Source organism: Rickettsia massiliae MTU5 (genome assembly GCF_000016625.1).
Taxonomy (GTDB): domain Bacteria; phylum Pseudomonadota; class Alphaproteobacteria; order Rickettsiales; family Rickettsiaceae; genus Rickettsia; species Rickettsia rickettsii.
In genome coordinates, this window is the sequence record NC_009900.1 from 192,334 (window position 1) to 217,233 (window position 24,900).

Sequence of the window (24,900 nt, forward strand, 5' to 3'; positions counted from 1 at the left end):
CTTTGCTCTTTTCCAAGTTGATCTTCGTATGTACCGGATAGTTTATAAAAAACCCGTCATTGCGAGCCAGCATTTATGCTGGCATGGCAATCTCATGAAATAATAACAAACTCCTGAGCTGGCTTCGTCAATTACTTTGTAATTTCCTCGCAATGACGGGGTGGTATCCACGCAACAATGCCTTCCTAGCTAGAAGCGGGAATCCAGAAAAATAACCTTACTACGCATTATTGACAAAAAAAAGCCTATAAAAAACTTGGTTTTTTATAGGCTTTTTCTTATTTCCCGCTTGCAGAAATGACGCTTTAATAACAAGCAATCGGTGCTGTTAAATGCTCGTAGGTTTGACCTAAATAAGATACTGGTTGTTCAAAGATATACGTATTATTGTTATCATAATTATAATTACCGTATAATTGTAATCTTGCTAAAGAATCTTCATATGGGAAGTTTTCAAGTGTTTCTTGATTTTTAGATATCTGAATTTCTGCTAAACAATGTTCAACATAAGTTTTCAGTACTTCTTGACGAATTGCATCATGTAAAGCTTTTAACATGAGTAAGTTTACTAATAGGTTAATATCATTATGTGCATTAGTAGTAATCGTAGCTTCTTCGTGTTTTTGATCAATAGACATCTTTCCAAACTTCGCTTCTAGAGGTAATTTAGACGTCGATCCGGTGCTCGCATCCTCACGTATGTCTATATATGCTGCGGTGCTGCGTTCCGTATCTCTTTTAAATTCCTCTCTATAAGCTGGTTTAGAAAAGTGTCTAACAGGCAATTCAGAAATTAAAGACTCTTCATTGCTTACTTCTACCTTCTCTATTGCAAGATTTTCTGATTCAGTATTGATTTTTTCTTCAAAATTTATCTCTGGGAAAAGTGCTGTCACATCCGTTATTTCAAGTTTGCCTCCTTTTTTACCTACTTCATAAGCTTTAGCAATAATTTGTTTATAAATAACGTCAATTAATGCTCGTTTTGTTTGTATTTCATCAGAATAGTTAATTCCTCCTTCATTCCAAAACTTGACTATTTTAGAAAAAACAGGAATATATTTACCGGCCTTTGCTAAAAATTTTTGTATAAATGTAGGTTCAATAAGAGGGGTCAATGTAGGATTTGCTTCATATTTTCTAAATACATACTCGACAATTTTAGGTATATTTTGATCTGATTCTACTTCGTCAGGTAAGCCGTGTAATATTTTTTTTGCTGTTGCTTGACCCATCTTCTCATGCAAAATATTAACCCCGATCCATGTCCATGCAGGATTAGCCGTAAAACAAAGCTTTGTTACATAAAATGCTAGCGATATAGGTAGAGATAATAACTTTAAATAGTTAAGGAAAGTATATCGTGTTGGATGAGGCGTGAGACTATAAACCTTAGCCATATCTTGGTTTAACTCACATGATGCTTTAATCATTTTATACTTCTGCTTAATTAAATGAGAAGTGATGTCATGTACTGGCATATTATTACTTAAATTTAACTAATTCATCAGTTAAGATATAAAAAACATTAACATTTGTCAAATGCTATTTAATGAGATTTTGTTTCAATTATAATACTTGCAAAGTTTTATCAAGATAAATAGAATGATCCAAAATCAAAAATAATATAAGGAGTAAGTATGCTTAACATAAACTTTGTGAATGAAGAATCATCTACTAATCAAGGTCTAGTAGTTTTTATTGATGAACAGTTAAAGCTTGATAGTAATTTAATAGGACTTGATCAACAACATCATGGATTAATTTCTAAAACTATTCAGAATAAACTGCAGTTTACCGGTAAATATGGACAGATCAAGGTTATTCCGTCCGTCATTAAATCAGGCGAGGTTAGATATTTGATAATAGCAGGTCTTGGGAATGAAGAAAAATTAACTGAAGCAAAAATTGAAGAGTTAGGCGGCAAAATCTTACAGCATGCAACCGGTTGTAAAATTTCTACTATCGGCCTAAAACTTACAAATAGAATTAGCAGGTTTACATCTCAAACATTTGCATCTTTAGTTGCTAGCGGTGCGTTTCTTGCTTCTTACAGATTTGATAAATATAGAACTACCTTAAAAGAAGCAGAGAAGTTCGCAGTAGAGTCAATTGAAATTTTTACCGATAATAGCACTGAAACGGCAAAATTATTTGAAATCAAAAAATTAATTGCTGAAGCAGTATTTTTTACAAGAGATATAAGTAATGAACCGTCAAATATTAAAACCCCTCAAGTGTATGCCGAAAGAATAGTTGATATACTTGAACCGCTAGGGGTAGATGTTGATGTTATCGGTGAACGTGAGATGAAAAACCTTGGTATGGGAGCATTACTTGGTGTAGGGCAAGGTTCACAAAACGAGTCAAAGTTAGTGGTGATGGAATATAAAGGCGGCAGTAAAGATGCTTCGACTATTGCTTTGGTCGGTAAAGGAGTGATTTTTGATACAGGCGGTATTTCATTAAAACCGTCAAGTAATATGCACTTAATGAGATACGATATGGGAGGTTCTGCAGCAGTTGTGGGTACCATCATTGCGGTTGCCGGTCAAAAATTACCTATAAATATAGTCGGTGTTGTAGGGCTTGTCGAAAATATGCCGTCCGGTAATGCACAGCGTCCAGGGGATGTAGTAACTACCATGTCAGGGCAAACTGCCGAAGTTTTAAATACCGATGCAGAAGGGCGTTTAGTACTTGCTGATGCTGTTTGGTATGCACAAGAAAAATTTAAGCCTAAATGCGTGATTGACGTTGCAACTCTAACAGGAGCAATAACCGTAGCACTTGGTAATACATATGCTGGTTGTTTTTCCAATAATGATGAGTTAGCTGATAAGTTAATAAAAGTAGGGGAAGAAGTTAATGAAAAACTTTGGAGAATGCCGCTGCACGATGAGTATGATGCAATGATTAACTCCGACATAGCCGATATGGCAAATATCGGAAACGTACCGGGAGCTGCCGGAAGCTGCATAGCTGCACATTTCATTAAACGTTTCATTAAAGATGGAGTAGATTGGGCTCATTTAGATATAGCAGGCGTTGCAAATAGTAATAAAGCTTCAGCACTCGGTCCTAAGGGGGCAGTAGGATACGGCGTGAGATTACTAGAGAAATTTATCAAAGAATATACTTAAATGCTATTCTTGCGTTGCATTGCCCGCATGGATACCGAGTCGTCATTGCGAGCAGCCTTAGGCTGCGTGGAATCTCATCAAATACCTGAGATTGCTTCGTCAATTACTTACGTAATTTTCTCGCAATGACGGAAAAAACTATCTACATGGGCAATACTGAGCTAAGAATGACATTAAACTTCGTCTATTTACTATTCGTTTATTCTGAATATAATTATGAACACAATAAATAAACCTTATATATTTGTTATAGGTAATGAGAAAGGCGGAGCAGGTAAAACTACCTGTTCTATGCATCTAATAATCGCTCTGCTTTATCAAAATTATTCGGTAGTAAGTATAGATACCGATTCACGTCAAAGTTCGTTAACGAATTATTTAAAAAATCGAGATTTATATAATAAACAAAATCCTGATAAACCTGTATTAGTACCGAAACATTTTCATATATCGGAAAGCGAAGTAGAAGAGCAAGCAAAGAGTTTTGAGCAGATACTCAAAAATAATCAGGATGTCGATTATATAGTGATTGATACCCCAGGCAGTCATACTCCTTTATCAAGGGTTGCTCATTCTTACGCCGATACAATTATTACACCGATTAATGATAGCTTTCTAGATTTAGACGTAATAGCAAAAGTCGATAGCAAAGATGAAATTATTAGCCCATCAATATATAGTCAAATGATTTGGGAGCAGAAAATGGAACGTGCTAGTCGTGATAGAATTAGTATAGATTGGGTAATACTTCGTAATCGTTTAAGTAATCTTGATGCATTAAATAAAAGACGCGTAGGAAATGTATTAGCTAAACTTGCTAAAAGAATTAACTTTAAACTCGCAGAAGGATTTAGTGAACGTGTAATATATAGGGAGTTATTTTTACAAGGTCTAACATTACTTGATCTAAAAACTGCAAAATATGATAGAGCATTTAATAGCTCACACGTGCTTGCACGTCAAGAATTACGAGATTTTTTAGACTTTCTAGATATTAATTAAGGCTGTGTTCAAAGGTTAATTTCTATTAACGTTTTTCTTGTATAAAGTTAAAATATATATATAATGTGCAAAATTAATATGTTTTCACTTGATAAGAGAAACCAAGAAACAAATGCCAAATATTGCTGAAAATATTTCAAAACTACCGGAAGAACAAGAAAAAGTTAATAAGCTTGTTGATCAATATAAAAATTTAACTCCGGAAGAACAAAAAATTGTTGATAGAAAACTTAAGTCACATTTTACAAAAGAAGAGCTAGAACAAGATGAGCTTAAATCAAGAATGAATAGGATACGTAGTAATTTGTCTAAGCAAGACCAAGAAAAACTACAAGCAGGTAATAATTCTATAGGTGAAATAGCAAAAGATGTATTATCGTTAGTTAAAGGAATAATAAATCTAGTCGAAAATGTTGCAGAGATAATTAAAAATCCTAAGAAAGCAATATATGAATGGATTAAAGGTGAGTTAAATCAAGTAAAACCTCAACAACAAAATTATCAGCAACGCTCATCAAAGCCAAAAGCTGCTGCAATATCAAGATAAAACTTTGGCAAGATAAATTTTTAGTTTTTGTTTGCGAAAATTTGCGATTTTATGTATATAATATAGGGGAAATCGTATAATAAAAATAAAAATGCATAAATACAGAACTCATAATTGTAACGAATTACAAATATCCGATGTAGAAAAAGAAGTTAAGCTATCTGGTTGGGTACATAGAAGAAGAGATCACGGGAATCTAGTTTTTATAGATTTACGTGATCATTACGGTATAACTCAAATCGTGTTTACCGATCAAAACCCTCAGCTTATGGAGGATGCAAGTCGTTTGCGTTATGAGTCGGTAATTACGGTAAGGGGTACAGTTGTAGCAAGATCAGAGGACACGATTAATAATACGCTTCCGACAGGTCATGTTGAAGTGCTAGCTGTGGAATTTAGTGTTGAGTCAGCTGCGGACACTCTACCTTTTGTTATTAATACCGAAAAAGACGCTCCCGAAGAGTCTAGGCTTAAACATCGCTTTTTAGATCTTAGACGTGAGAAATTACATAATAATATAATACTCCGCTCACAAATTATTTCTCATATTCGTCATTTGATGACGGCAAGCGGTTTTACCGAATTTCAAACTCCGATTTTAACAGCAAGCTCACCTGAGGGGGCTAGGGATTTTTTAGTACCGAGTAGAATGCATCCGGGTAAGTTCTATGCATTACCGCAAGCACCTCAGCAATTCAAGCAGTTATTGATGGTATCAGGCTTTGATCGTTATTTCCAAATTGCTCCTTGTTTTCGGGATGAAGATGCAAGAGCCGATAGATCACCCGGCGAGTTTTATCAGCTAGATGTAGAAATGTCGTTTGTTACACAGGAAGACGTATTTAGTACTCTTGAGCCTGTGATGTATGATTTATTCACTAAATTTACGGATAAGAAAGTATCAGAGACTCCTTTCATTTGTATTCCATATAATGAATCTATGCTAAAATACGGCTCTGATAAGCCTGATTTGCGTAACCCTATTATAATTGCCGATGTAACTGAGATATTTAGAGATTCCGATTTTACAATCTTTAGAGAGAATATTAAAAAAGGTAGCATAGTTCGTGCAATTCCTGCACCTAAGGCAGCTGCACTGCCTCGTAGTTTCTTCGATAAAATGATAGAGTTTGCGATATCAGAAGGAGCAGGTGGACTTGGCTATATTCAGTTTAGTGAAACCGGTGAAGCAAAAGGACCGGTAGTAAAATTCTTAAGCCCGCAGCAATTAGAGAGTCTAAAAGCTACAGCTAGTATTAGTAACGGTGATGCTGTATTTTTCGCTAGCGATAAGAAAGAGAAAGCTGCTAAACTTGCCGGTAAGGTTAGAATAAGACTTGGTGAAGAGCTTGATTTACTTGAAAAAGATTGTTTTAAATTCTGCTGGATTACCGATTTTCCATTCTATGAGTTAAATGAAGAAACAGGAAAAATTGATTTTAGCCATAATCCGTTTTCTATGCCGCAGGGCGGAATAGATGCTTTAGAGCAAGCTAAAACCACTGAAGAGTTATTAGAACTTACCGCATACCAATATGATATTGTTTGTAACGGTATTGAACTTTCCAGCGGTGCTATTAGAAACCATAAGCCGGAAATTATGTATAAAGCATTTTCCATAGCAGGTTATAGTGAAGAGGAAGTTGATAAGAGATTTGGAGGGATGATTAGAGCATTTAAGTTTGGAGCTCCACCACATGGTGGAATAGCCCCCGGTATTGACCGAATCGTTATGCTGCTTGCGGAAGCAACAAATATAAGGGAAATAATTGCGTTTCCTTTAAACCAGCAAGCTGAAGATTTACTAATGAACGCCCCAAGCTATGTAGAGGATAAAGCTCTAAAAGAGCTAAGCATTATGCTCTCACCGTCTGCTAGAAAAAATGCAGAAAAAGAATAAGAATGTATATAGTTGTTGTATGTTATTATGTCATACCGCAACTTGGCCTATAGTATGTCATTTCTAGCTAAAAGCAGAAAGCCAGTAACTATTAATCTCATCCTGTGCCTTGATCGCAGGATCTAATCTTTTTTAAATTTTTTTTCTAGATACCGTGGTCAAGCCACGGTATGACAGCGAAAAGTACTGGCTTTCCGCTTTTAGCTAGAAATGACATTAGGCCTATGCAACGACGCAATGACGTTTAAGGCATACACTCAACAGTGCTTACCTTTGTTGATGTCTTTCCTTCCTAGCTTGTAATTTAGAGAATGCGATTCCTTTTACCGTTTCTACTCTTTTTGTTTGGAGTCCTTCTTGCTTCTTCTGTTGTAGTAGTACATTACCAATTTTTATACTTTCCGCTATAAGTTTTTCTGTATTATGAATTTTATTTAAATTCTCAGGAGAAATTTGTTTCATAAAATAATTTGCGATATTAGGTAAACCTCTCTTTTCACAAAAATTTCCTACCTTGTAATATATAGTATCTTTAGCAGTTAACTTGAAAGATTTAGCATTTAATAAGTTGGTCGTGTTTTCGATATTATCCTGATATTTAAAATTTTTCTTTATACCCTCAATATCTTGGTCGGTAAGATAATTTTCTTTTTTTAGCGCTTTCATTATATTGTCGTAGAATTTTGCTACTGCTTTATCGGTTACATTTTTAGTTGTTGTCTGCTTTGTAAAATCAACAATTAGTGATGCCAATTTTTCGCCTGTAGATTTGTCTTGTATACGCATTGATTTTGCAGGATCAGAAATTTGTACTTCTACTTTACCTGTCTTAACCTCAACTTCTGTTTCTTTCCATTTTCCGTCCAAATCTTTGCTCCATTGCTGTTCCTTGATTATTTCTTTTTTCAAGCCTATAGGAATTTTAATTTGGTAATTATTTTCATACGCCCACTCTTTAGCATCTTTACCTTCAATTGTAATGTTATTATCTATTGCATAGAGTACCGGGTCTTTTACAGGTGAATTAGCGAAAGCCTCTAACCAACCACCATTGTGAAATTCAGGTAAAACATTACTGAATTTTGTTACTATCTCAGCGCCTTTGGCCACTTCTTGCATATTAACAAGATTTTCTTTTATGCTGCCTTTATAGTGTTTTCGCAAATCATCAAAATTTTTAATATTAGTGGATAACGCAATATTTTTTGGATCAAACCCAGCTTTTTTTAATTCATCAATTTTTTGATCAACTATTGCTTCCATCTGTTTCTCATCAAATTGACTTATCATTTGATTTAACGATTCGCTATATTTATCGATACTGAATGAGAAATTACCTGCTTTAATAGCAGCACTGTAGCCAACACCAGGATGTGCAAACATTGCAGCTGTTGATTGAATCATACTGCCAAAATTCTTATGAAATGCTAAAAAAGAGCGACCATGATCAATTTTGGTTATTGTTTTACCATCCTGCACCATGAAATTACCAGCATGATAATCTACTTCCCCCAGCATATGACAAGCAGCTATGGCTTTTTCAAATCCTTCCAATTTTTTTAAATTGTGATCATTAGCTCTGACTCTAGTTTGACCTGATAAACCAGAAAATTCTGTTAGTGTGACAGCATTATCAAAAAATTTAGAACGTACATAAAGTGAATCAGGGTGTTTTTCATCCGCTGTTACCAGCCCTTCTTTTGGTGCGCGATCATGTAATAAAAATTGATACATGGTAGAGCCTATTAATTCTTGTACTCCGTCTCTTCGGTCAGCAATAGCCTGTTTTTGTGCCTTATTATCTTGTATTTTTTGGCATGCAGCATGAGTTTTATAAAAATGTTTTAAAATAAAAGTATTACCGGCGTTATCTTTAGCAACATAACCGGCCGAGACTCCTGCTGCCTTTTTTCCTTTCCCCTCAAACTCAGCTTGCTGTGCCACCCTCTTATCACGTAGCATAGCATCAATTGCTTTTTTAGGGTCATTAGGATTTCTTATTCCTTCAAGTTTGCTGTAATCTGCGTTATATCGGCTATCATCTAATCCAACCTGTCGTTCAATTGCCTCTGCCATAACTAAATGCTGTAAAAGAGGTGCATCGATTATTTCCCTTAATTCCTTGTTTTTATCCCCTGGAAACGAGTTTTTTATTATTGTTGTAACTTTAGCTAAATCCTTAGTGTTTAAATCGGCTAGGGCCATATAGCTAATATATAGGCTTTCAGTAGTAGGAGATTGGTCATTAGAAAGGGCAATAACAGATTCGGCAATGTTTTCGCAGGTTCTAGATATTTTGGCATTCAATTCTGTATCGTTAGTTTTCAGGGCTTTAAAAAGTTGCTCTTGTAATAATAACTCCTGTTGAGTTTTCTCTTGAGACATAAAAATAACCTGATTTAATATTAACTAATAGTGAAAAAGTGTTGTTGCGTGGGTCAAAATCCTCATCATTGTGAGGAAACCGTGCAGCAACTGACGAAGCAATCCAGTAAACATTCTGATTTACAGAATTTTTTTATTATTTTTTCTGGATTGCCGAGTTCGCTCTGCGACCGCTTGCAATGACGATTCGGTATCCACGCAACAATGCCACGTGGGAATGACATTGAATAAGTTTTTCAAGCCGTACAACAATGCCCCCGCTTTTGCGGGGATATGACATCGAGGTCTTTTTAAAAACTATTCAGTACTAATAGATTTGAGCGTGATATAACAATGAACAAACCGAAGCAATGAAATAAAATCATGACTACTTTGCAAGAATGATACCAATTAATCTCTTCTATTGCCTAAAAATCTCATTAAATATAGGAAAAGATTTATAAAATCTAAATATAAAGTAAAGGCTGCCATAATAGAAAGCTTTTGTCCTACTTCATCGTTTCCTGCCGTGTAATACATAGACTTAATCTTTTGAGTATCCCAAGCAATTAATCCCATAAATATTACTATTCCAATAAGAGAAGTAGCAAAAGAAAGAGCCGAGCTTTTTAAAAACAAGTTGACTAATGAAGCAATGATAAGACCTATAAGACCCATTGCAAAAAATGAACCCATAGATGTTAAATCTCTACTTGTACTATAACCGTATAAACTCATTGCTCCAAAAACGGAAGAGCAAATAAAGAAAGTACGAGCTATTGATGCACCGGTATAAATAAGAGCTAAATATGCAAGCGACATACCGGTTAAACCGGCATAAACCCAAAATAATATTTGTGTCGTTTGCAGGTTCATTCGTCCGAAGCCCATAAAGAAATATAAAGCAATACCGAGCGGAGCAAACATTATAATAGTACCGAAACCTGTTTGAAACATTAAATTATAAATAGGCTCAACTGATATAGTCGTTACGGCTGCTACACCGGTTAGTAAAAGTGCTAAAGCCATATAATTATATACTTTAAGCATGTATTTTCTTAAGCCTTCATCAAAAGTTTTATTTTTTGAGGCAGTAGTTAAAGTTTTTGTATAATCGATCATAAGTAACCTTAGGATTATGTTGTTTACATAATAAAATATAGCCTCTTAAAGGTATTTTTTCAAGCTATATTAATTATATTTTATAAATATCTTGCATTGAATATAAAGCAGAAGGTTTATCTTGTAGCCAAATAGCGGCTTTAATTGCACCAATAGAAAAAGAATTTTTATTCAGAGCTTCGTGTTTTAAGGTGATTATTTCATCGTCACCTAGGAAAGATATTTCATGTATACCGTGAACATTTCCACCACGAAGCGAGGAAATACCTATTTCTTTTTCGCTTCTTAGTCTATTACCACGATTAAATGTTATATTTAATCCTTTTTTGCTTGCGATTGTTTCAGCAAGCATAACAGCAGTTCCTGAGGGTGAATCTTTTTTATTACGGTGATGCGTTTCTAGAATTTCAACATCGTAATCATCTAGTATTTTTGTTACTTCTTTAGCTAGATAGCTAAGCAAATTAGCTCCTATACTCATATTTGCAGCATATAAAACAGGTAAAGTTTGAGCTGCTTTTTCTAAAAGCTTAAAATGTTGAGGTTGGAGACCTGTGGTTCCGATTACTAATTTTGTATTATGTTTTAATGCATAATTAATTAATTGTTCTAATATTTCAGGGGTAGAAAAATCGATGATCACATCAGAATTTTTACAAAAATTATCTAAATCATCTAAATTATTAGTACTATTAAATTTTGCTGAAATTTTACAATCTTTAAATTTATCTATTCTCTCTAGAATGGTTTCTCCCATTTTACCGGTAGAACCACTAAGACCGATATTTAACATATTGGCAATGTATACTCCTAATAAATGAACAGTAAGTAGACGAAGTTTAATTTGGACAAGAGCAAGGAGTCTAAAGTCCTTGGATCGCAGTGTATACTTAATATAGTTCGAACCGCAGATCTTATTAGACGACGCCAATTTTTCAAATTAAACTAGGTGCTGTGAATATTTCTAATTGATTGGCTATTTTGAGGTATTTTTTAGCGAAAATTAATAAGATTTTTGCTGGAATAGTTACTTATATTTCAAAAAATAACCAAAATTAAATCTTTGTATAAGATTTATGAAAATATAATAGAGGCTTTAAATCATTTTTAATAGCGGTATTTATTACTTCACCGATAAATATAACATGATCACCGGCATCGTAAGAAGCATACTTATTACACTCTATATGATAAGTTGCACCGTTTATTAAAGGGCAATCAGTTTTATTGCCAAGCTCATAATCAATTTTTGTAAATTTATTAGATTGTGATTTAGCAAAATGTTTTGAGATATCAATTTGATTCTCTGCTAAAATACTAATTGCAAACTTATCACTTTTTTGAAAACTGTTTATACTAAAAGAGTTTTTATTAAGGCAAAATAATATTAACGGCGGTTTTAAAGATACGGAAGTAAGAGAACTAGCAGTAAAGCCAAAAAGTTCGTTGTTGCAATTTGTTGTTATAATAGTCACTCCCTGAGGGAATCGGCTCATAGCATCTTTAAATTGACTTTCTGTTACTGTCCCAGCCATTTTTTCATAATTTTGTTAATGGTTCCGTCTTTTTTTAATGAATTGATTGCCTCATTAATTTCATTAATTAGTCCTGAGTTTTTAGACATGCCTATAGCAAAATCGGATGAAAATTCTTCTAAAGTACTGCTTTCTAAATTTGAATTATTTGCTTTTAATTTTTTGCCTTGAAATTCCTCAGAAATAATAGCATCTATGACTCTGGCTTTTAATTCTTCAACCAACATTAAATGATTTGCTAAAGAATGAACTTTAATATTTATCGTCTGTGATAGATCGTGTGCTTTTTTTTCTAAAACACTACCGAGCTGTACCCCTACTATTTTATTTTCTAGATCTTTGCTATTTTGTATATTATCGCCTGTTCTATATATTATGGCAAATCTTGCAGTAGCATAATTATCGGAAAAGCTGATATATTCGGCACGCTCCGGTGTTACGGAAAGCTCCGCCACCGCAACATCAATATTTTCACTAACCAAAGCTGCAAGTAAACCGTTAAAGTCGAAGTTTTTTATGATAACTTTTTTATTTAGACGTTCGCTTATTGCTTTGATAATATCAATATCAATCCCAACAATCTCTCCGTCTTGGATAAATTCATAAGGAGGATTATCTGCGGCAGTACCGACTATTAAAGTTTTTTCCGTTTCTTTTTTTTCACAAGAAACTAGTAAGCAAGATAGTAAAAATATTTTCAGAAATTTCATAAAAATAACGTTTTAAGTTTGAGTATGTTCTGTGTCATCCTACGAGGCATTGCCCTTGTTGTACGGATATCAAATCGTCATTGCGAGGAAAATTACGTAGTAATTGACAAAGCAATCTCAGGATATTTGGCGAGATTGCCACACAGCCTACGGCTGCTCGCAATGACAGGAGAATCTATCCACGCGAGATACCTTCAAAGGAATAGCATCCAGAACTCAATTTCTCCTTTAAAAGCTGATTCACAAGCGTCGGATTAGCCTTACCGCCGGTTTTTTTCATTACCTGCCCTACAAAGAAACCGAATAATTTATCCTTACCATTGCTATAACCCTCTACTGATTCAGGATTTTCAGCTATTACCTCGTCAATTACCGTGTTTAGCACGTTATTATCCGAAACTTGTACAAGTCCTTTTTCTTCTACTATTTTATCAGGTGCTTTACCGGTTTCAAACATAATTTCAAAAACGGTTTTTGCAATTTTACCGGAAATAGTATCATTTTCTATTAATTTTACCAGTTTTGCAAAGTTACTAGGGGTAATTTTGCATTCATTTATTCCTATCGATGTTTTATTTAATTGGCCGAACAATTCACTAGTTAGCCAATTAGCAAGCATTTTAGGGTTACATTCATTTGCTGCTTTCTCAAAATACTCAGCAACCGATTCATCGGCTACTATTACTTCGGCATCATATTGACTTAAGCTAAATTCCTTCGTATATTTTTCAATCTTTTGATCAGGTAGCTCAGGTAAATTTGCTTTTAGCTCATTTATTAACTCATCAGAAATAACAAGCGGTAATAAATCGGGATCAGGAAAATATCTATAATCAAGTGCTTCTTCTTTTAAACGCATAGTTCTTGTTTCGCCGCTATCGGCATTAAATAGGCGTGTTTCTTGAATTATTTCTTCACCGCTTTCAAGCAAGTCTACTTGTCTTTTAGCTTCAAATTCTATTGCTTTAATGATGTTACGAATTGAATTAATATTTTTAATTTCGCATCTTGTGCCGAGTGGTTCGCCGCTACGTCTTACTGAAATATTAGCATCGCAACGCATCGAGCCTTTTTCCATATCACCGTCACAGCTGCCAATATAACGTAACAAATTTCTTAGCTTTTTTACAAATTCAGCTGCTTCTGCCGGTGATGATATATCAGGTTCGGTCACAATTTCCATAAGCCCAATACCGGCACGATTCAAATCGATAAAGCTGTAATGTGGTGATTGATCATGCATAGATTTACCTGCATCTTGCTCTAAATGCAAACGGTTAATACGAATAGTTTTAAGATTGCCAGTACTAGTCGGTATTTCCATAGTGCCGTTTTGTACTATAGGATAGTAAAATTGCGAAATTTGGTAACCTTGCGGCAGATCGGCATAAAAATAATTTTTACGATCAAATACCGAATATTTATTTATTTTAGCTTTAAGCCCAAGCCCTGTTTTAATTGCTTGGTGTACACAATGCTTATTTAATACCGGTAACATCCCGGGCATTGCTGCATCAATATAGGAAACCTGCGAATTTGGACTTGCTGCAAAAATAGTACTACTGCCTGAAAAAAGCTTAGATTTTGAGGAAATTTGAGCATGGATTTCAAGCCCTATTACATATTCCCATTTCCCCGTATTACCTTCAATATATGTCATAATTAAAAACCCTTTGGCTCAAATTTAATATGTTTTACACCTGACTCAATTGTCGATGCTACTTTCAAAACATTATATTCGTCTAATTGTTTACCTATAATCTGCATCCCAAGAGGTAAACCGCGTGCCGATAATCCGGCCGGAACCGATGCACAAGGTAAACCGGCTAAACTTGCAGGAATAGTAAATAAATCGTTTAAATACATAATAGTCGGATCATTTTGTTTTTCACCAATCTTAAAAGCTGCGGTCGGGGCAGCCGGTAATAAAATGGCATCAACTTTTGCAAAAGCATTATTAAAATCGTTTGCAACTAAACGACGTACTTTTTGAGCTTTTAGATAATATTCATCCATACCACTAGATGATAGCACATATGTTCCAATCATAATACGACGTTTTACTTCCTCCCCAAATCCGGCTGATCTAGTCATTTCATACATTTCGTCAAGCGTCATATTTTCACGTTCTACTCGAAGACCGTATCTAACGCCGTCATATCTAGATAAATTTGAAGAAGCTTCAGCTGGTGCTATTACGTAATAAACAGCAACACCGTATTTAGCATGCGGCAAAGTAATATCAACTATTTCAGCACCGGCGTTTTTAAGTAGTTCTATGGTGTCCTGCCACATTTTCATAATATCAGGTTCAATAATACTGCCCTCACCAAGGCTAAGAGGTACGCCTATCTTCATATTTTTCATAGAACTTCCGATAGCGGATTGTAGCTCTGGAACTTCTGCTTTAATCGAAGTAGAATCTTTTTCGTCAAACCCCATCATCACTTCAAGCATAATGCTACTGTCTAAAACGCTTCTAGTAAATATTCCTGCTTGATCAAGGGAGCTAGCAAACGATATCATTCCGTATCTTGAGCAACGACCATATGTCGGTTTAAAACCGACTAAACCCGTAAAGCTTGCAGGTTGACGTACCGAGCCGCCCGTATCGCTACCAAGAGCAGCAGATGCCATAAATCCGCTAACTGCCGCAGCTGCACCGCCTGAAGAACCGCCTGGAACTAAATCAGCATTATCATCATTTGCTTTCCAAGGGCTAATTACATTTCCAAAACAACTAGTGATATTTGCTGAACCCATAGCAAACTCATCCATATTGGTTTTGCCGAGCATCACACCGCCCTTATCAAAAATATTTTGTGTAACACTTGATTCATAATTAGGTATAAAATTTTTCAGTATATTAGAACATGCCGTAGTTCTAATTCCTTTCGTGCAGAAAAGATCTTTAGCGGTAAACGGGATACCCTCAAGGGTTCTTGCGGTATTTTGAGCATAATTTTGATCGGCTGCTTCAGCCTGTTTTAAAGCTAAGTCAAAAGTTTCGGTAACATAAGCATTTAGGTTTCTATGCTTCTCTATTTGTTTAATATGTGCACCTATTAATTCCGTACTTGTAAAATCTTTATTTTTTAGACCTTTTATACTGTCTGCTACTGTTAATTTGTTTAGTTCCGTCATAATTATTCAACAACCTTTGGAGTGATAAAATATTTTACTTCTTTAGCCAGCTGAGCACTATTTCCACTTACATTATCAAATAACTCACTTGATAAATCAGAACTTGTAACGGCGTCCTCTCGCATTCTAGCATTTATATTAGAAACCGAAGTTAAAGGCTCTATATCTTTGCAATCTATTTCATTTAAAATATCGATCATATCCATAATAGTACTAAGCTGAGTAGAAAATTTTTCTACAGTATCTTCTTCAAATTTTAATCTAGCTAATTTTGCTATTTTCTGTGCTTCTTCTTTTGTTATCATAGTTTTATTATTTTGAGTGGTATAGTATGATGTTATTCCCGTGAAGGCTTGCCTGTTTGCCTGTGTGTAACGGTATTGCTGTCATCCTGCGACTTGTTGAGCTAGATCCTGGATACAGCCTGTGATACAAGGTTCTATAGCCGATTTTATTGCATGACTCCTTTATTTTATTAAGGCAAAAAAGCTAATTAGTTATTTTTTCTAAAATTATCTTGTTATCAAAACCACCATTAACTTTCTTTTTTTGTTTTTTAATATATCTTTTAGTTTATAGCCATTAATATTACAGATTGTTTCAAGTACTTCTAATATATCGGCAACTTCTCCATATACTCATCTTGTAAAAATTCCTCTACTTCTTCTAGTAGTTTATTTTTTAATAATTCTTTATACTCATATGATTCAGCAATATGAGTAACTGGTATCCTGGCCTGATTTTAAGATAATTTCTGGAATTAAATCTCTAACTAATTTTGTCATTTTATTTGGTCAGTATAGATTCAATTTATGTCATTCTCGCTTGGCATTGTTGCATGGATCGATTTTTCTGGATTGCCACGTCGCTTCGCTCCTTGCAAGGCATTGGTGCGTGGATCAATTCCACCGCTGTCATCCCGCGACTTGATTGAGGGATCCAGTTAAAAATACTAAAATTATTAGTATTTTTTATTGTTTTTATGGACCCTGTGGTCACAAGCCACGGGGTGATACAGTGAATTTTACCGGTCCACGCAACAATGCCTCCTCGCAATGACGATTCAGTATCCACGCAACAAATCTAAAGCAGAAATGACATAGAAAATCAAACAGTCATTATTTCTTGTTCTTTTTGTTTTATTACCGAGTCAACTTTACTACTATAATCATCGGTTAGCTTTTGTACTTGTTCAGATAAGCTATGATGCTCATCTTTTGCGATAACGTTATCCTTTTCTAGCTTTTTAAGTTCTTCATTGCCGTCTCTTCTAATATTACGTAATGAAATTTTAGTATCTTCACCGTATTTATGAGCAAGCTTTACCAGTTCTTGACGTCTTTCTTCAGTTAAAGTCGGTATTGGCAGTCTGATTAATTGACCGTCCGTTGCAGGAGTTAAGCCGAGATTTGCTATCGTAATTCCTTTCTCTACCGATGATACCATAGATTTATCCCAAACCTGCACGTTAATTGTTCGTGCATCAGGGGTGGATAGAGAAGCAACTTGTGAAAGCGGCATTTTACTCCCGTAAGCTTCCACGGTTACGCTATCAAGTAAATTAATTGAAGCTCTACCGGTACGTAGCCCTTTAAGCTCATGATCTAAAACTTTTAGAGCTTTCTCCATCTTTCCTTGTAAGTTTTTCTTTAAATGCTCTTTATCCATCTTTATTTATCCATATATTATTATTAGTACACGCATTGAGACATTGTTATGTGTATTAGGAAATGCCCCCGATGTCATTCCCGCGTAGATTGGTTTTCCCGTCATTGCAAGGAAAAACTATAAGTTTTGACGAAGCAATCTAGTAAAAAATTCTGATTTACAGCATTTTTTATTATTTTTGTTAGATTGGCCACGCAGCCTACGGCTGCTCGCAATGACGATTTGGTCTCTACGCAACAACACCTATGCGGGAATGACATAAAAATCATACAACAATTCACACTACAATATATTATTCCTCAATTGTCGTATATTCCCCTTTATCTTGTATTACTCTAGCAAAATTTCCCTGTTCTTTTATCGAAAATACCCTTATAGGTAATTTATTTTCTCTTGCAACTGCAATAGCTGCCGTATCCATGACTTGCAGGCTATTAGTTATAACATCTTTATAGCTAATAGTGAAATATTTTTTAGCATCCGGATTTTTTTTAGGGTCGGAATCATATACACCGTCAACCTGAGTTGCTTTTAATAAAATATCGCAATTCATTTCGATTGCACGAAGTACTGCGGCGCTATCGGTTGTACAAAACGGGTTACCCGTACCGCCGGCAAAAATTACTACACGCTTTTTTTCCATATGTCTTTTAGCTTTGCGGCGAATATAAGGCTCGCACACGCTCATCATAGGAATAGCCGATAGAACTCTTGTATAGATATTGAGGCTTTCCATAACGTTTTGTAAAGTTAAAGCATTAATCATCGTTGCAAGCATACCTATATAATCCGCTGAAGCTCGGTCCATACCGACAAGTGATGCATTAATCCCGCGGTAAATATTTCCACCGCCGACTACAATAGCGACTTCTACTCCTAAATTGATAACTTCTTTAATATCGCCGGCAATCTTTTTTATTACGTCATATTCATGCCCAAATTGCTTATCTCCCATTAAAGCTTCCCCTGACACTTTAAGTAAAACTTTTTTATACTTTAGAGCGTTTATATCTGATATCATTTTCTGCTTCAAGTTGTTTTTAATATCTGCTTAATTTTTTTAATCATTATACCTCTTTGTAGGTCGGTAATCGATGATTTATGGAGTGCATGCACTAATAACATATTATTATTTATATCAAGTGTTACTGTACCTGGAGTTAGAGTAATCGAATTACCATACATTATTGCGCCTATTTCTTCTAGCCCTTCTGCGTCCACCCATTCAAAAACCGGCTCTATTCCTATCTTTCTTTGCCAAATTATTTTAATAACCGCGAAAGCCGATTTCCATATTTCTAATAATAACCAAGGAAAATATAATATAAATTTAATTTTAGTGAGCATTAACATTTTCAGTTAATTTGATATTTGAAGTAAAAGGTATTAGTAGCATTATAAATACAAATAACAGCCCTATCATATTAAATATATTATTTATTGCAATTACAAAAGCATCATGATTTAATTTGTTTGCTAATAACAAATATGATGCTTTTTCGGGATTCAAAACTTTCCCGCTTAATAATTCAGTATAAGAATCTAGTTGTTCTAATGCCATTATAGAAGTAGACGAGATATTTTCCGATAAATATTGCATAAAGGCTTTAGTATCATTAGTAAGTATAGTACTGATTATTGCAAGCCCTACCGCTCCTCCTAAATTACGAGTAAGATTATAAAGCCCGCTAGCGTTGCCTACTCTTTCTTTCGGCATATTGCCAAGAGCTATATTATTAGTCGGTATAAAACAAAACATTAATGAAAGCCCTCTAACAAATTGAGGAAGTACAAATGCAGCAAATTGAGAATCAGGCGTTAGAAAACTATTCAAATGGCATCCAAGAGCAAACCCTCCAAGCCCTATAATAAGCATCAGGCGTAAATCTACCCCTAGCCCTAACATTCTACCGGCGAGTGGTGCAGATAAAAATTGTGCTCCGCCCGTCACCATCATAGTAGCCCCGATTTGTAATGTATCATATCCGGCAATAGTAAAGAGAAATAGCGGTAATATATATACTGCCCCGTATAATCCGATACCCATAACGAACGAATAAAGGCAACCAAAAGTAAAGTCTTTATAAAGAAATGTTTTTAAGTCTAAAATTGGATTAATAAAGGTTAGTTCTCTAATGATTAATAAAATAAAACCTAAAATTACTGCAATACTTAAGAATAATATTAAATTATCCTCAAGCCAACCTTTTTTGTTTCCTTCTTCTAACACATACTGTAATAAGCCGAGCGTTAAAGCCATTAGTAATATACCGAGAAAATCAAAATTTTTCAGTAATTTATAATTTGGTTTATCAAAATCCCCATATAAAAAAACTACCGTGCATACGAAAATACCGGGTATGACGTTTAATAAAAACATAAAATGCCATGATAAAATCTCCGTAATATATCCACCGAGTGTAGGTCCTAAAGTAGGGGCAACAGTTACGACAAGTCCAATTAAGATAGTAACAATAGGACGTTGCGATGCAGGAAAAAGTATAAAAACGGTACTAAAGACCGTCGGTATCATAGCACCGCCAAAAAAGCCTTGTAATGCTCTAAAGATAATCATGGATTCAATATTAGTTGCAAGCGAACATAATACGCTCATAACCGTAAACCCTAAAGCTGCAATAAAATAAGCAATTCTAGTAGCAAGTAACCTTGCTAAAAAGCCGGTAATAGGAATAATGATAACTTCAGCTATTAAGTACGATGTTTGAACCCAAGAAAGTTCATCGTTTGAAGCGGCAAGACCGGCAGCTATTACGGATAATGAGCTAGCGACAATTTGAATATCAAGTACCGACATAAACATGCCGACAACCATACCAAAAAAAGCAAATAATTGCTTTTTAGAAAGAGCAGGCGGTTGTAAATTATCATTTGACATAATTAAATTATACAGTTTAAATTAAATAAAGTTAATAAGTGACGTATATGTTTAAAATAAAAAATTATTGTACAACTTTTAATTTTTAATTAAACTATTTATTAGGATATAAGTAGACAAGACATAATATATGGTAATCATGTTATTTATATTTAGCAAATAATAAATATGTGATTGATTTACTCAAAATATTTACTATAATATTAATTAACTATAATTGATTTATCAATATGCAAAACCCAGCACAAAAAGTTATATCTTTTTCAGAGCATAAATCTGATATAGAACGCATAAAGAAATCAATAGAAGAGGGGTGGGCGATAGTAAAGCTAGTACCTAATAAAGACCGTTTTATCGGACTTTTAGAAAAGATTTCGTATGCTGAAGATGAAACAATCTATATTCCTCCAAGAAAAAAGATAATAGTTAATTAACACGAATAGCGAATTATTACATAATCTGCTATTCGGCTTAAGAAGTTGAATATAAAAGGTGACAATTGGCTTTCACTTTTTATATAAAGCTAAGTATATATTATTTTTTAGCAAAAACTTATAATTCTTTACAAAATATAATGGAATTACCTAAAAAAGGTAGTTTTGTTTTTACACCACTCTTAAAAAGACCTTATTGTCATTTCCGTGTAGCATTGGTGTTGTTGCATGGATTAGTTCCACCCTGTCATCCTAGCTCATTTGTAGCGAGATCCAGTTTAAAATACTAAGGTGATCTTGTGGTTAATAAAGTGCATTACCGCAGTTGCTGCAATCTTGCCTATAGTTATGGCTCAGGGAATCACGAATGGCGTCATGTTCTCTTGTTACCGTCCTGCTCTAAACGACTGTAAGCACTTAGCAATATCCCGTTATTAGAATTTAAAGCTGGAGTAACGCTCCCCGCTATTTTATTCTCTATCTTTTTCCCTAAACCAGATAGATAGTGCGTTGTTATTTACAGCATTTACTGCAAGTTCCGTTACTTTCTCTATCGCTATCATCTTCGCCAGCTGTACTCCCGATGCTTTTGCTAGCTCTATGATGGTCTTAAAAAAGTTTCCAACTTCAATCTTGCAAGCATTTTGATAGTTCAATACTCATAGGTCTTATTGGTAAAGGTTTATTTTCTGCTATAGCTTGCTGACGTTCTTTCATGATTGCTTTCCAGCATCTGTAATCTTCATCTTGTCTTTTCATTAAATCAAATTGGGCAAGGTCGGTATTTAGCTTTTCTTGAGCCTTTATCACTTCTCCATCTTTAGCGTGTAAAAATTCTATTAAATGCGGGACATCTTCTGGAAATAGTCTTGGATTACACATTTGTATATAATTTACTATCAATAACCAACCTAAATTAGGTCTATCCTCTTTAGAATATTTAGGATAATTTATATATTTTTCATCATCCATAAAAACATAATCGAAATATTCTTCTAATATTTCTCCAGTATCATATAATTCGCCTAAATGAAAATGATATTGTTGATAATGTTTTAACATTACTTCTAAAAATTCACCTAAATTTTCTAAGGTTATATCTTCTACTGCTTTAAATTCTACAGAATCAAAGAAATATAAATCTATATATTCTTGAAGCGTTTTTCTGATATATGCATCTTCTTCATTTATTTTTTCATACCATAATTTATCTGTCATTGTTTATTTCAGTTTTTTATATTTGGATCAGAAATATTGTTTATTTCATTTTGTTATTCCAATAATTTATACCGCTTCGAGGTTTCATTAAAGTTTTTATTACCTTATTTGCATGTTTTTGTTGTGATTAGGTTATTTTTTAAAACAGCATCTCTCTCTATTTCTTTATATGTCCTTACATGCGCTACATTACCACCTGTATTATCAAATATTACAAACTGGTCATTTTTTATATCAACAGCAATAGGTCTTGCAGTATCATTACTTATTTTATAAGCATTTTTTAAAACCGCTTTAGGTTCTTTAGATGCTGGACTTTTTGACCACTTGGATTGATGGTGATAATAAATGATTAGTATTTTAAGTTATTATTTTTATCGTGGTCAAGCCACGGTATGACACGAATGCGTTTTTCTACACATTATTAGTATATCAGGTTCTACCGCGCCTATCACAAAATAGGGCTATAGTTTTATTTAGAAAATGGTGCCAATGTGGGGATTTGAACCCCAGACCTACGCATTACGAATGCGCCGCTCTACCAGCTGAGCTACATCGGCTGAAATATGATTATATTATGCTGAGATATGGATTCCTACGAGACATGTTTCGTCATTGCGAGCGACTGATAAGGAGCGTGGCAATCCAATAAAAAAATTTTAAAATGCTCAAGACTAGCATCCTTAATTGGACCCCGTGGTCAAGCCATGGGGTGACAATGAAATATCTTTATAAATGCGTTGAAAATCTTAAATGGAAATGCTGCGTATCGTCATATTTCTTCTTCTTAACCGGGAAACCCCAATCCATTCTGATCGGTGCAAAACGTGTTACCCAAATAAAGCCGAAACCAACGGAAGCTCTAAGAGATTTATCGTTATAAAAACCGTTTGGAGTTTGATATTGTTTCTTATTTAGGCCTACTCCCCAAACGCTTCCTAAATCCATAAAGACTGCACCGGTTAAATTAAATTCCTCAGGTACAGGTGTTGGGAAATTAAGCTCTGTTGAGAATGTGTAATATCGCTCACCGCCAAGTCCTTCGTTAGTGACCTTTTCACGAGGTCCTACACCACCGCTTGTAAAGCCTCTTAAACTATAATCACCTAAATTAAAGCGATCGGAAATTCTAATAATTTTTCCTCCAAGCCCTGCAATATCGCCTCCGGAAGCAGATAATTTTAAAGTAAGCTTGTTATGTATGAAAGATTTATAATATTTACCGTCAACTTCATGCTTTATATATTTGTTATCACCTCCAACGCCGGCAAATTCTTGTGTGCCGCTTACTAAATAACCGTTCTTTGGAACAATTTTATTATCGGTTTGATCATAAGTAATAGTATGTCCTATAGCAGAAGTAATGAATCTTCCCATTTGCTCCTTTAAGAATATTGAGCTTGATGGAGTTGGAGCACTTAAAATATCACGTTTGATTAAATAATCTATTTCGTGACCTAAATCCTCTTTAATTTCATAACCAAGAGAAGTTTTGACTCCTATAGAGTGTAACTTATAGCTTTGATCAGTTGTATTTAATACACTAGCACCGCGTCCGGTATAGTTTCTAAATGCGTTTACGCCAAGTGATAAATCACGATCTAAAAAGTGCGGTGCGGTAATACCACCGTAATAGCTTGTAGTGTTTTTACTTACTTGTACACCGGCATTAAGCAGTTTCCCGGTACCGACTAAATTACGCTCTAAGAAAGAGAAACGTCCGAATAAACCGCCGGCAGTATTATATCCTAAATCAAAACCTATAGAGGAAGTAGATTTTTCATCAACTTCAACGTTAACATCATATTTATCTTTAGCTTTAGTCGGAGCTAAGCTAATTGCTACTTTCTCAAAATAATCTAAATTTCTAAGATTACGCTCACCTTTTTCAATATATGAACGATTAATTATATCACCTTCTTCTATTTTAAATTCTCTTCTTATAACATGGTCTTCGGTTTTAAGGTTATTAATAATATTAATTTTATTAATATAAACCTTATCGGCTTTTTCAATAATAAATTTAATATCTGCAGTATGATTAGCATTTTTCATTATATCCGGATAAACATTTACCGCAGGGTAACCGTTCGCTGTAAAATATTCTCCGATTTTTTCAGCTATATCATCAACCTTTTTCATATTGAAAACCTTGCCTTGCTTAATATTAACAATTTTATTAAGCGGTGTTATATCTATATTAGTTAATTTATTGTCTATTGTAATATTACCGAAGCTATATTTTTCTCCCTCTTCAATGGAATAGGTAAGGGTGAAATATTCTTTAGTATTATTGAGTTCTGCTGATGCCGAAATTACTCTAAAATCTGCAAAACCTACAGATTGATAAAACTCTCTCAGTAATTCTTTATCATACTCCACTCTATCAGGATCGTAAGTATCGTTACTTTCTAAAAAACGAAACCAACGAGATTCTTTAGTTAAAACAATAGATTTAAGTTCTGCAGCACTATAATTTTCATTACCGCTAAAATAAATATATTTAATACCGGTTTTTGGTCCTTCTGCTATATCAAAAATAACCTTAACTCTGTTGTTTTCTAAATTTTCGATTTTAGGTGTTACTGTAGTAGCAAAACGTCCGCTACGTTTATAAATTTCTAATATTTTCTTTACATCTAATTCAATTTTAGCTTGGCTAAGAGACTCGCCCGACATTGTATAAATTTCTTTAGCGAGCATATTCGTTTTGATTTTAGAATTACCGTTAAATACTACACTACTTATAAAAGGCGTTTCAGTAACGTTAACTATTAAATGACCATCATTTGTTATATGCATATTTATATTTCTAAAAAGTGAGGTGGTATATAAACGTTTTATTGCCTCATCTTCTTTAGAATTATTATAGGTTTCTCCTACCTTAAGCTTTAAATAGCTCTCAATAGTAGAACGCTCAACCCTATGGTTACCTTCGATAGTTATTTTACGAATTACAGAGTCAGCTAATGAAATATGATAATAAAAAATCGTTAATAATAAAATTGTTAACTTACTAATTGATCTGATTGTCACCTAAAACCTTCTTTAAGATTTAATTTAAATTTCTGTGTTTAAACCCGATGTCATCCCGTGGCTTGACCACGGTAAAAATAATAACTTAGATACCGTGTGCAAGTCGCGGTATGACAAAGAACTGGATTCCCGCTTTTAGCTAAGAATAATACAAAGTTCTCCTAACTAATGCATTCAAACA

General features: G+C 34.3%; 20 protein-coding genes, 1 tRNA gene and 1 pseudogene. 5 read left to right on the forward strand and 17 right to left on the reverse strand.

Translation table 11 applies throughout. From position 1 onward, the window contains the following. Positions 1-305: 305 nt before the first annotated feature. Entirely contained in the window at positions 306-1,481 is a 1,176-nt protein-coding gene (locus RMA_RS01020) for a palindromic element RPE1 domain-containing protein (RefSeq protein WP_012152463.1), read from the reverse strand. Positions 1,482-1,640: 159 nt separating this feature from the next. Here RMA_RS01020 and RMA_RS01025 point away from each other — a divergent pair, with 159 nt between their 5' ends. From RMA_RS01025 to aspS, 4 genes are all read left to right on the forward strand, one after another. Further along, positions 1,641-3,143, forward strand: coding sequence for a leucyl aminopeptidase (locus RMA_RS01025; RefSeq protein ID WP_012152464.1), 1,503 nt, complete (start codon positions 1,641-1,643; stop codon positions 3,141-3,143). Positions 3,144-3,359: 216 nt separating this feature from the next. Further along, positions 3,360-4,145, forward strand: coding sequence for a division plane positioning ATPase MipZ (locus RMA_RS01030; RefSeq protein ID WP_014365266.1), 786 nt, complete (start codon positions 3,360-3,362; stop codon positions 4,143-4,145). Between the two features lie 91 nt (positions 4,146-4,236). Next, positions 4,237-4,692, forward strand: a complete 456-nt coding sequence (locus RMA_RS01035; protein ID WP_274377937.1) for a DUF3106 domain-containing protein — start codon at positions 4,237-4,239, stop codon at positions 4,690-4,692. A gap of 91 nt (positions 4,693-4,783) precedes the next feature. Beyond that, complete coding sequence (aspS, locus tag RMA_RS01040; protein WP_041404505.1) at positions 4,784-6,592, forward strand: aspartate--tRNA ligase; 1,809 nt, start codon at positions 4,784-4,786, stop codon at positions 6,590-6,592. A gap of 267 nt (positions 6,593-6,859) precedes the next feature. On the opposite strand, the gene RMA_RS01045 is transcribed toward aspS, so the two are convergent. The 12 genes from RMA_RS01045 to RMA_RS01100 form a co-directional block, all read right to left on the reverse strand. After that, positions 6,860-8,977 carry a hypothetical protein gene (locus RMA_RS01045; protein ID WP_041404506.1) on the reverse strand — a complete coding sequence of 706 codons (2,118 nt, stop codon included), beginning with the start codon at positions 8,975-8,977 and terminating at the stop codon, positions 6,860-6,862. A gap of 390 nt (positions 8,978-9,367) precedes the next feature. Beyond that, complete coding sequence (locus RMA_RS01050; RefSeq protein WP_014408234.1) at positions 9,368-10,078, reverse strand: Bax inhibitor-1/YccA family protein; 711 nt, start codon at positions 10,076-10,078, stop codon at positions 9,368-9,370. A gap of 73 nt (positions 10,079-10,151) precedes the next feature. Then, positions 10,152-10,871, reverse strand: coding sequence for a 4-hydroxy-tetrahydrodipicolinate reductase (gene dapB, locus RMA_RS01055; protein WP_014365270.1), 720 nt, complete (start codon positions 10,869-10,871; stop codon positions 10,152-10,154). A 262-nt stretch (positions 10,872-11,133) separates the two neighbouring features. Beyond that, entirely contained in the window at positions 11,134-11,613 is a 480-nt protein-coding gene (locus RMA_RS01060; protein ID WP_010976860.1) for a flavin reductase family protein, read from the reverse strand. Beyond that, positions 11,598-12,323 carry an ABC transporter substrate-binding protein gene (locus RMA_RS01065; protein ID WP_041404507.1) on the reverse strand — a complete coding sequence of 242 codons (726 nt, stop codon included), beginning with the start codon at positions 12,321-12,323 and terminating at the stop codon, positions 11,598-11,600. The genes RMA_RS01060 and RMA_RS01065 overlap by 16 nt, the downstream gene beginning before the upstream one ends. A 175-nt stretch (positions 12,324-12,498) precedes the next feature. Continuing rightward, positions 12,499-13,983, reverse strand: coding sequence for an Asp-tRNA(Asn)/Glu-tRNA(Gln) amidotransferase subunit GatB (gatB, locus tag RMA_RS01070; protein ID WP_041404508.1), 1,485 nt, complete (start codon positions 13,981-13,983; stop codon positions 12,499-12,501). A 2-nt stretch (positions 13,984-13,985) separates the two neighbouring features. Continuing rightward, positions 13,986-15,467 (reverse strand): Asp-tRNA(Asn)/Glu-tRNA(Gln) amidotransferase subunit GatA, encoded by a 1,482-nt coding sequence (gatA, locus tag RMA_RS01075; RefSeq protein WP_041404509.1) that lies wholly within the window; start codon positions 15,465-15,467, stop codon positions 13,986-13,988. Between the two features lie 2 nt (positions 15,468-15,469). Next, positions 15,470-15,772 carry an Asp-tRNA(Asn)/Glu-tRNA(Gln) amidotransferase subunit GatC gene (gene gatC / locus RMA_RS01080; protein ID WP_041404510.1) on the reverse strand — a complete coding sequence of 101 codons (303 nt, stop codon included), beginning with the start codon at positions 15,770-15,772 and terminating at the stop codon, positions 15,470-15,472. Positions 15,773-16,574: 802 nt separating this feature from the next. Beyond that, positions 16,575-17,135, reverse strand: a complete 561-nt coding sequence (frr, locus tag RMA_RS01085; RefSeq protein ID WP_041404511.1) for a ribosome recycling factor — start codon at positions 17,133-17,135, stop codon at positions 16,575-16,577. A gap of 292 nt (positions 17,136-17,427) precedes the next feature. Beyond that, on the reverse strand, positions 17,428-18,156 hold the full coding sequence (gene pyrH / locus RMA_RS01090) for a UMP kinase (RefSeq protein WP_041404512.1): 729 nt from the start codon (positions 18,154-18,156) through the stop codon (positions 17,428-17,430). Between the two features lie 8 nt (positions 18,157-18,164). Next, positions 18,165-18,488: a monovalent cation/H+ antiporter subunit E gene (locus RMA_RS01095; protein WP_014365278.1), complete on the reverse strand. Its 324-nt coding sequence runs from the start codon at positions 18,486-18,488 to the stop codon at positions 18,165-18,167. Further along, the gene (locus tag RMA_RS01100; RefSeq protein ID WP_041404513.1) at positions 18,472-20,031 is read right to left on the reverse strand and encodes a DHA2 family efflux MFS transporter permease subunit; all 1,560 of its coding nucleotides are present in this window, start codon (positions 20,029-20,031) and stop codon (positions 18,472-18,474) included. Before RMA_RS01100 ends, RMA_RS01095 begins: the two co-directional genes overlap by 17 nt. A gap of 230 nt (positions 20,032-20,261) precedes the next feature. On the opposite strand from RMA_RS01100, the gene RMA_RS01105 reads away from it, so the two are divergent. Beyond that, complete coding sequence (locus tag RMA_RS01105) at positions 20,262-20,465, forward strand: DUF2674 domain-containing protein (protein WP_041404514.1); 204 nt, start codon at positions 20,262-20,264, stop codon at positions 20,463-20,465. 373 nt (positions 20,466-20,838) lie between these two features. Here RMA_RS01105 and RMA_RS07945 read toward each other — a convergent pair. From RMA_RS07945 to bamA, 4 genes and pseudogenes are all read right to left on the reverse strand, one after another. Further along, a pseudogene (locus tag RMA_RS07945) lies at positions 20,839-21,028 on the reverse strand (hypothetical protein). Between the two features lie 64 nt (positions 21,029-21,092). Further along, a complete protein-coding gene (locus RMA_RS01115; RefSeq protein ID WP_012152480.1) occupies positions 21,093-21,683 on the reverse strand; it encodes a hypothetical protein in 591 nt (196 codons plus the stop codon). A gap of 484 nt (positions 21,684-22,167) precedes the next feature. Continuing rightward, positions 22,168-22,243: transfer RNA gene (locus RMA_RS01120), tRNA-Thr, on the reverse strand. A 169-nt stretch (positions 22,244-22,412) separates the two neighbouring features. Next, positions 22,413-24,719 carry an outer membrane protein assembly factor BamA gene (gene bamA / locus RMA_RS01125; RefSeq protein WP_012152481.1) on the reverse strand — a complete coding sequence of 769 codons (2,307 nt, stop codon included), beginning with the start codon at positions 24,717-24,719 and terminating at the stop codon, positions 22,413-22,415. Between the last annotated feature and the right edge of the window lie 181 nt (positions 24,720-24,900).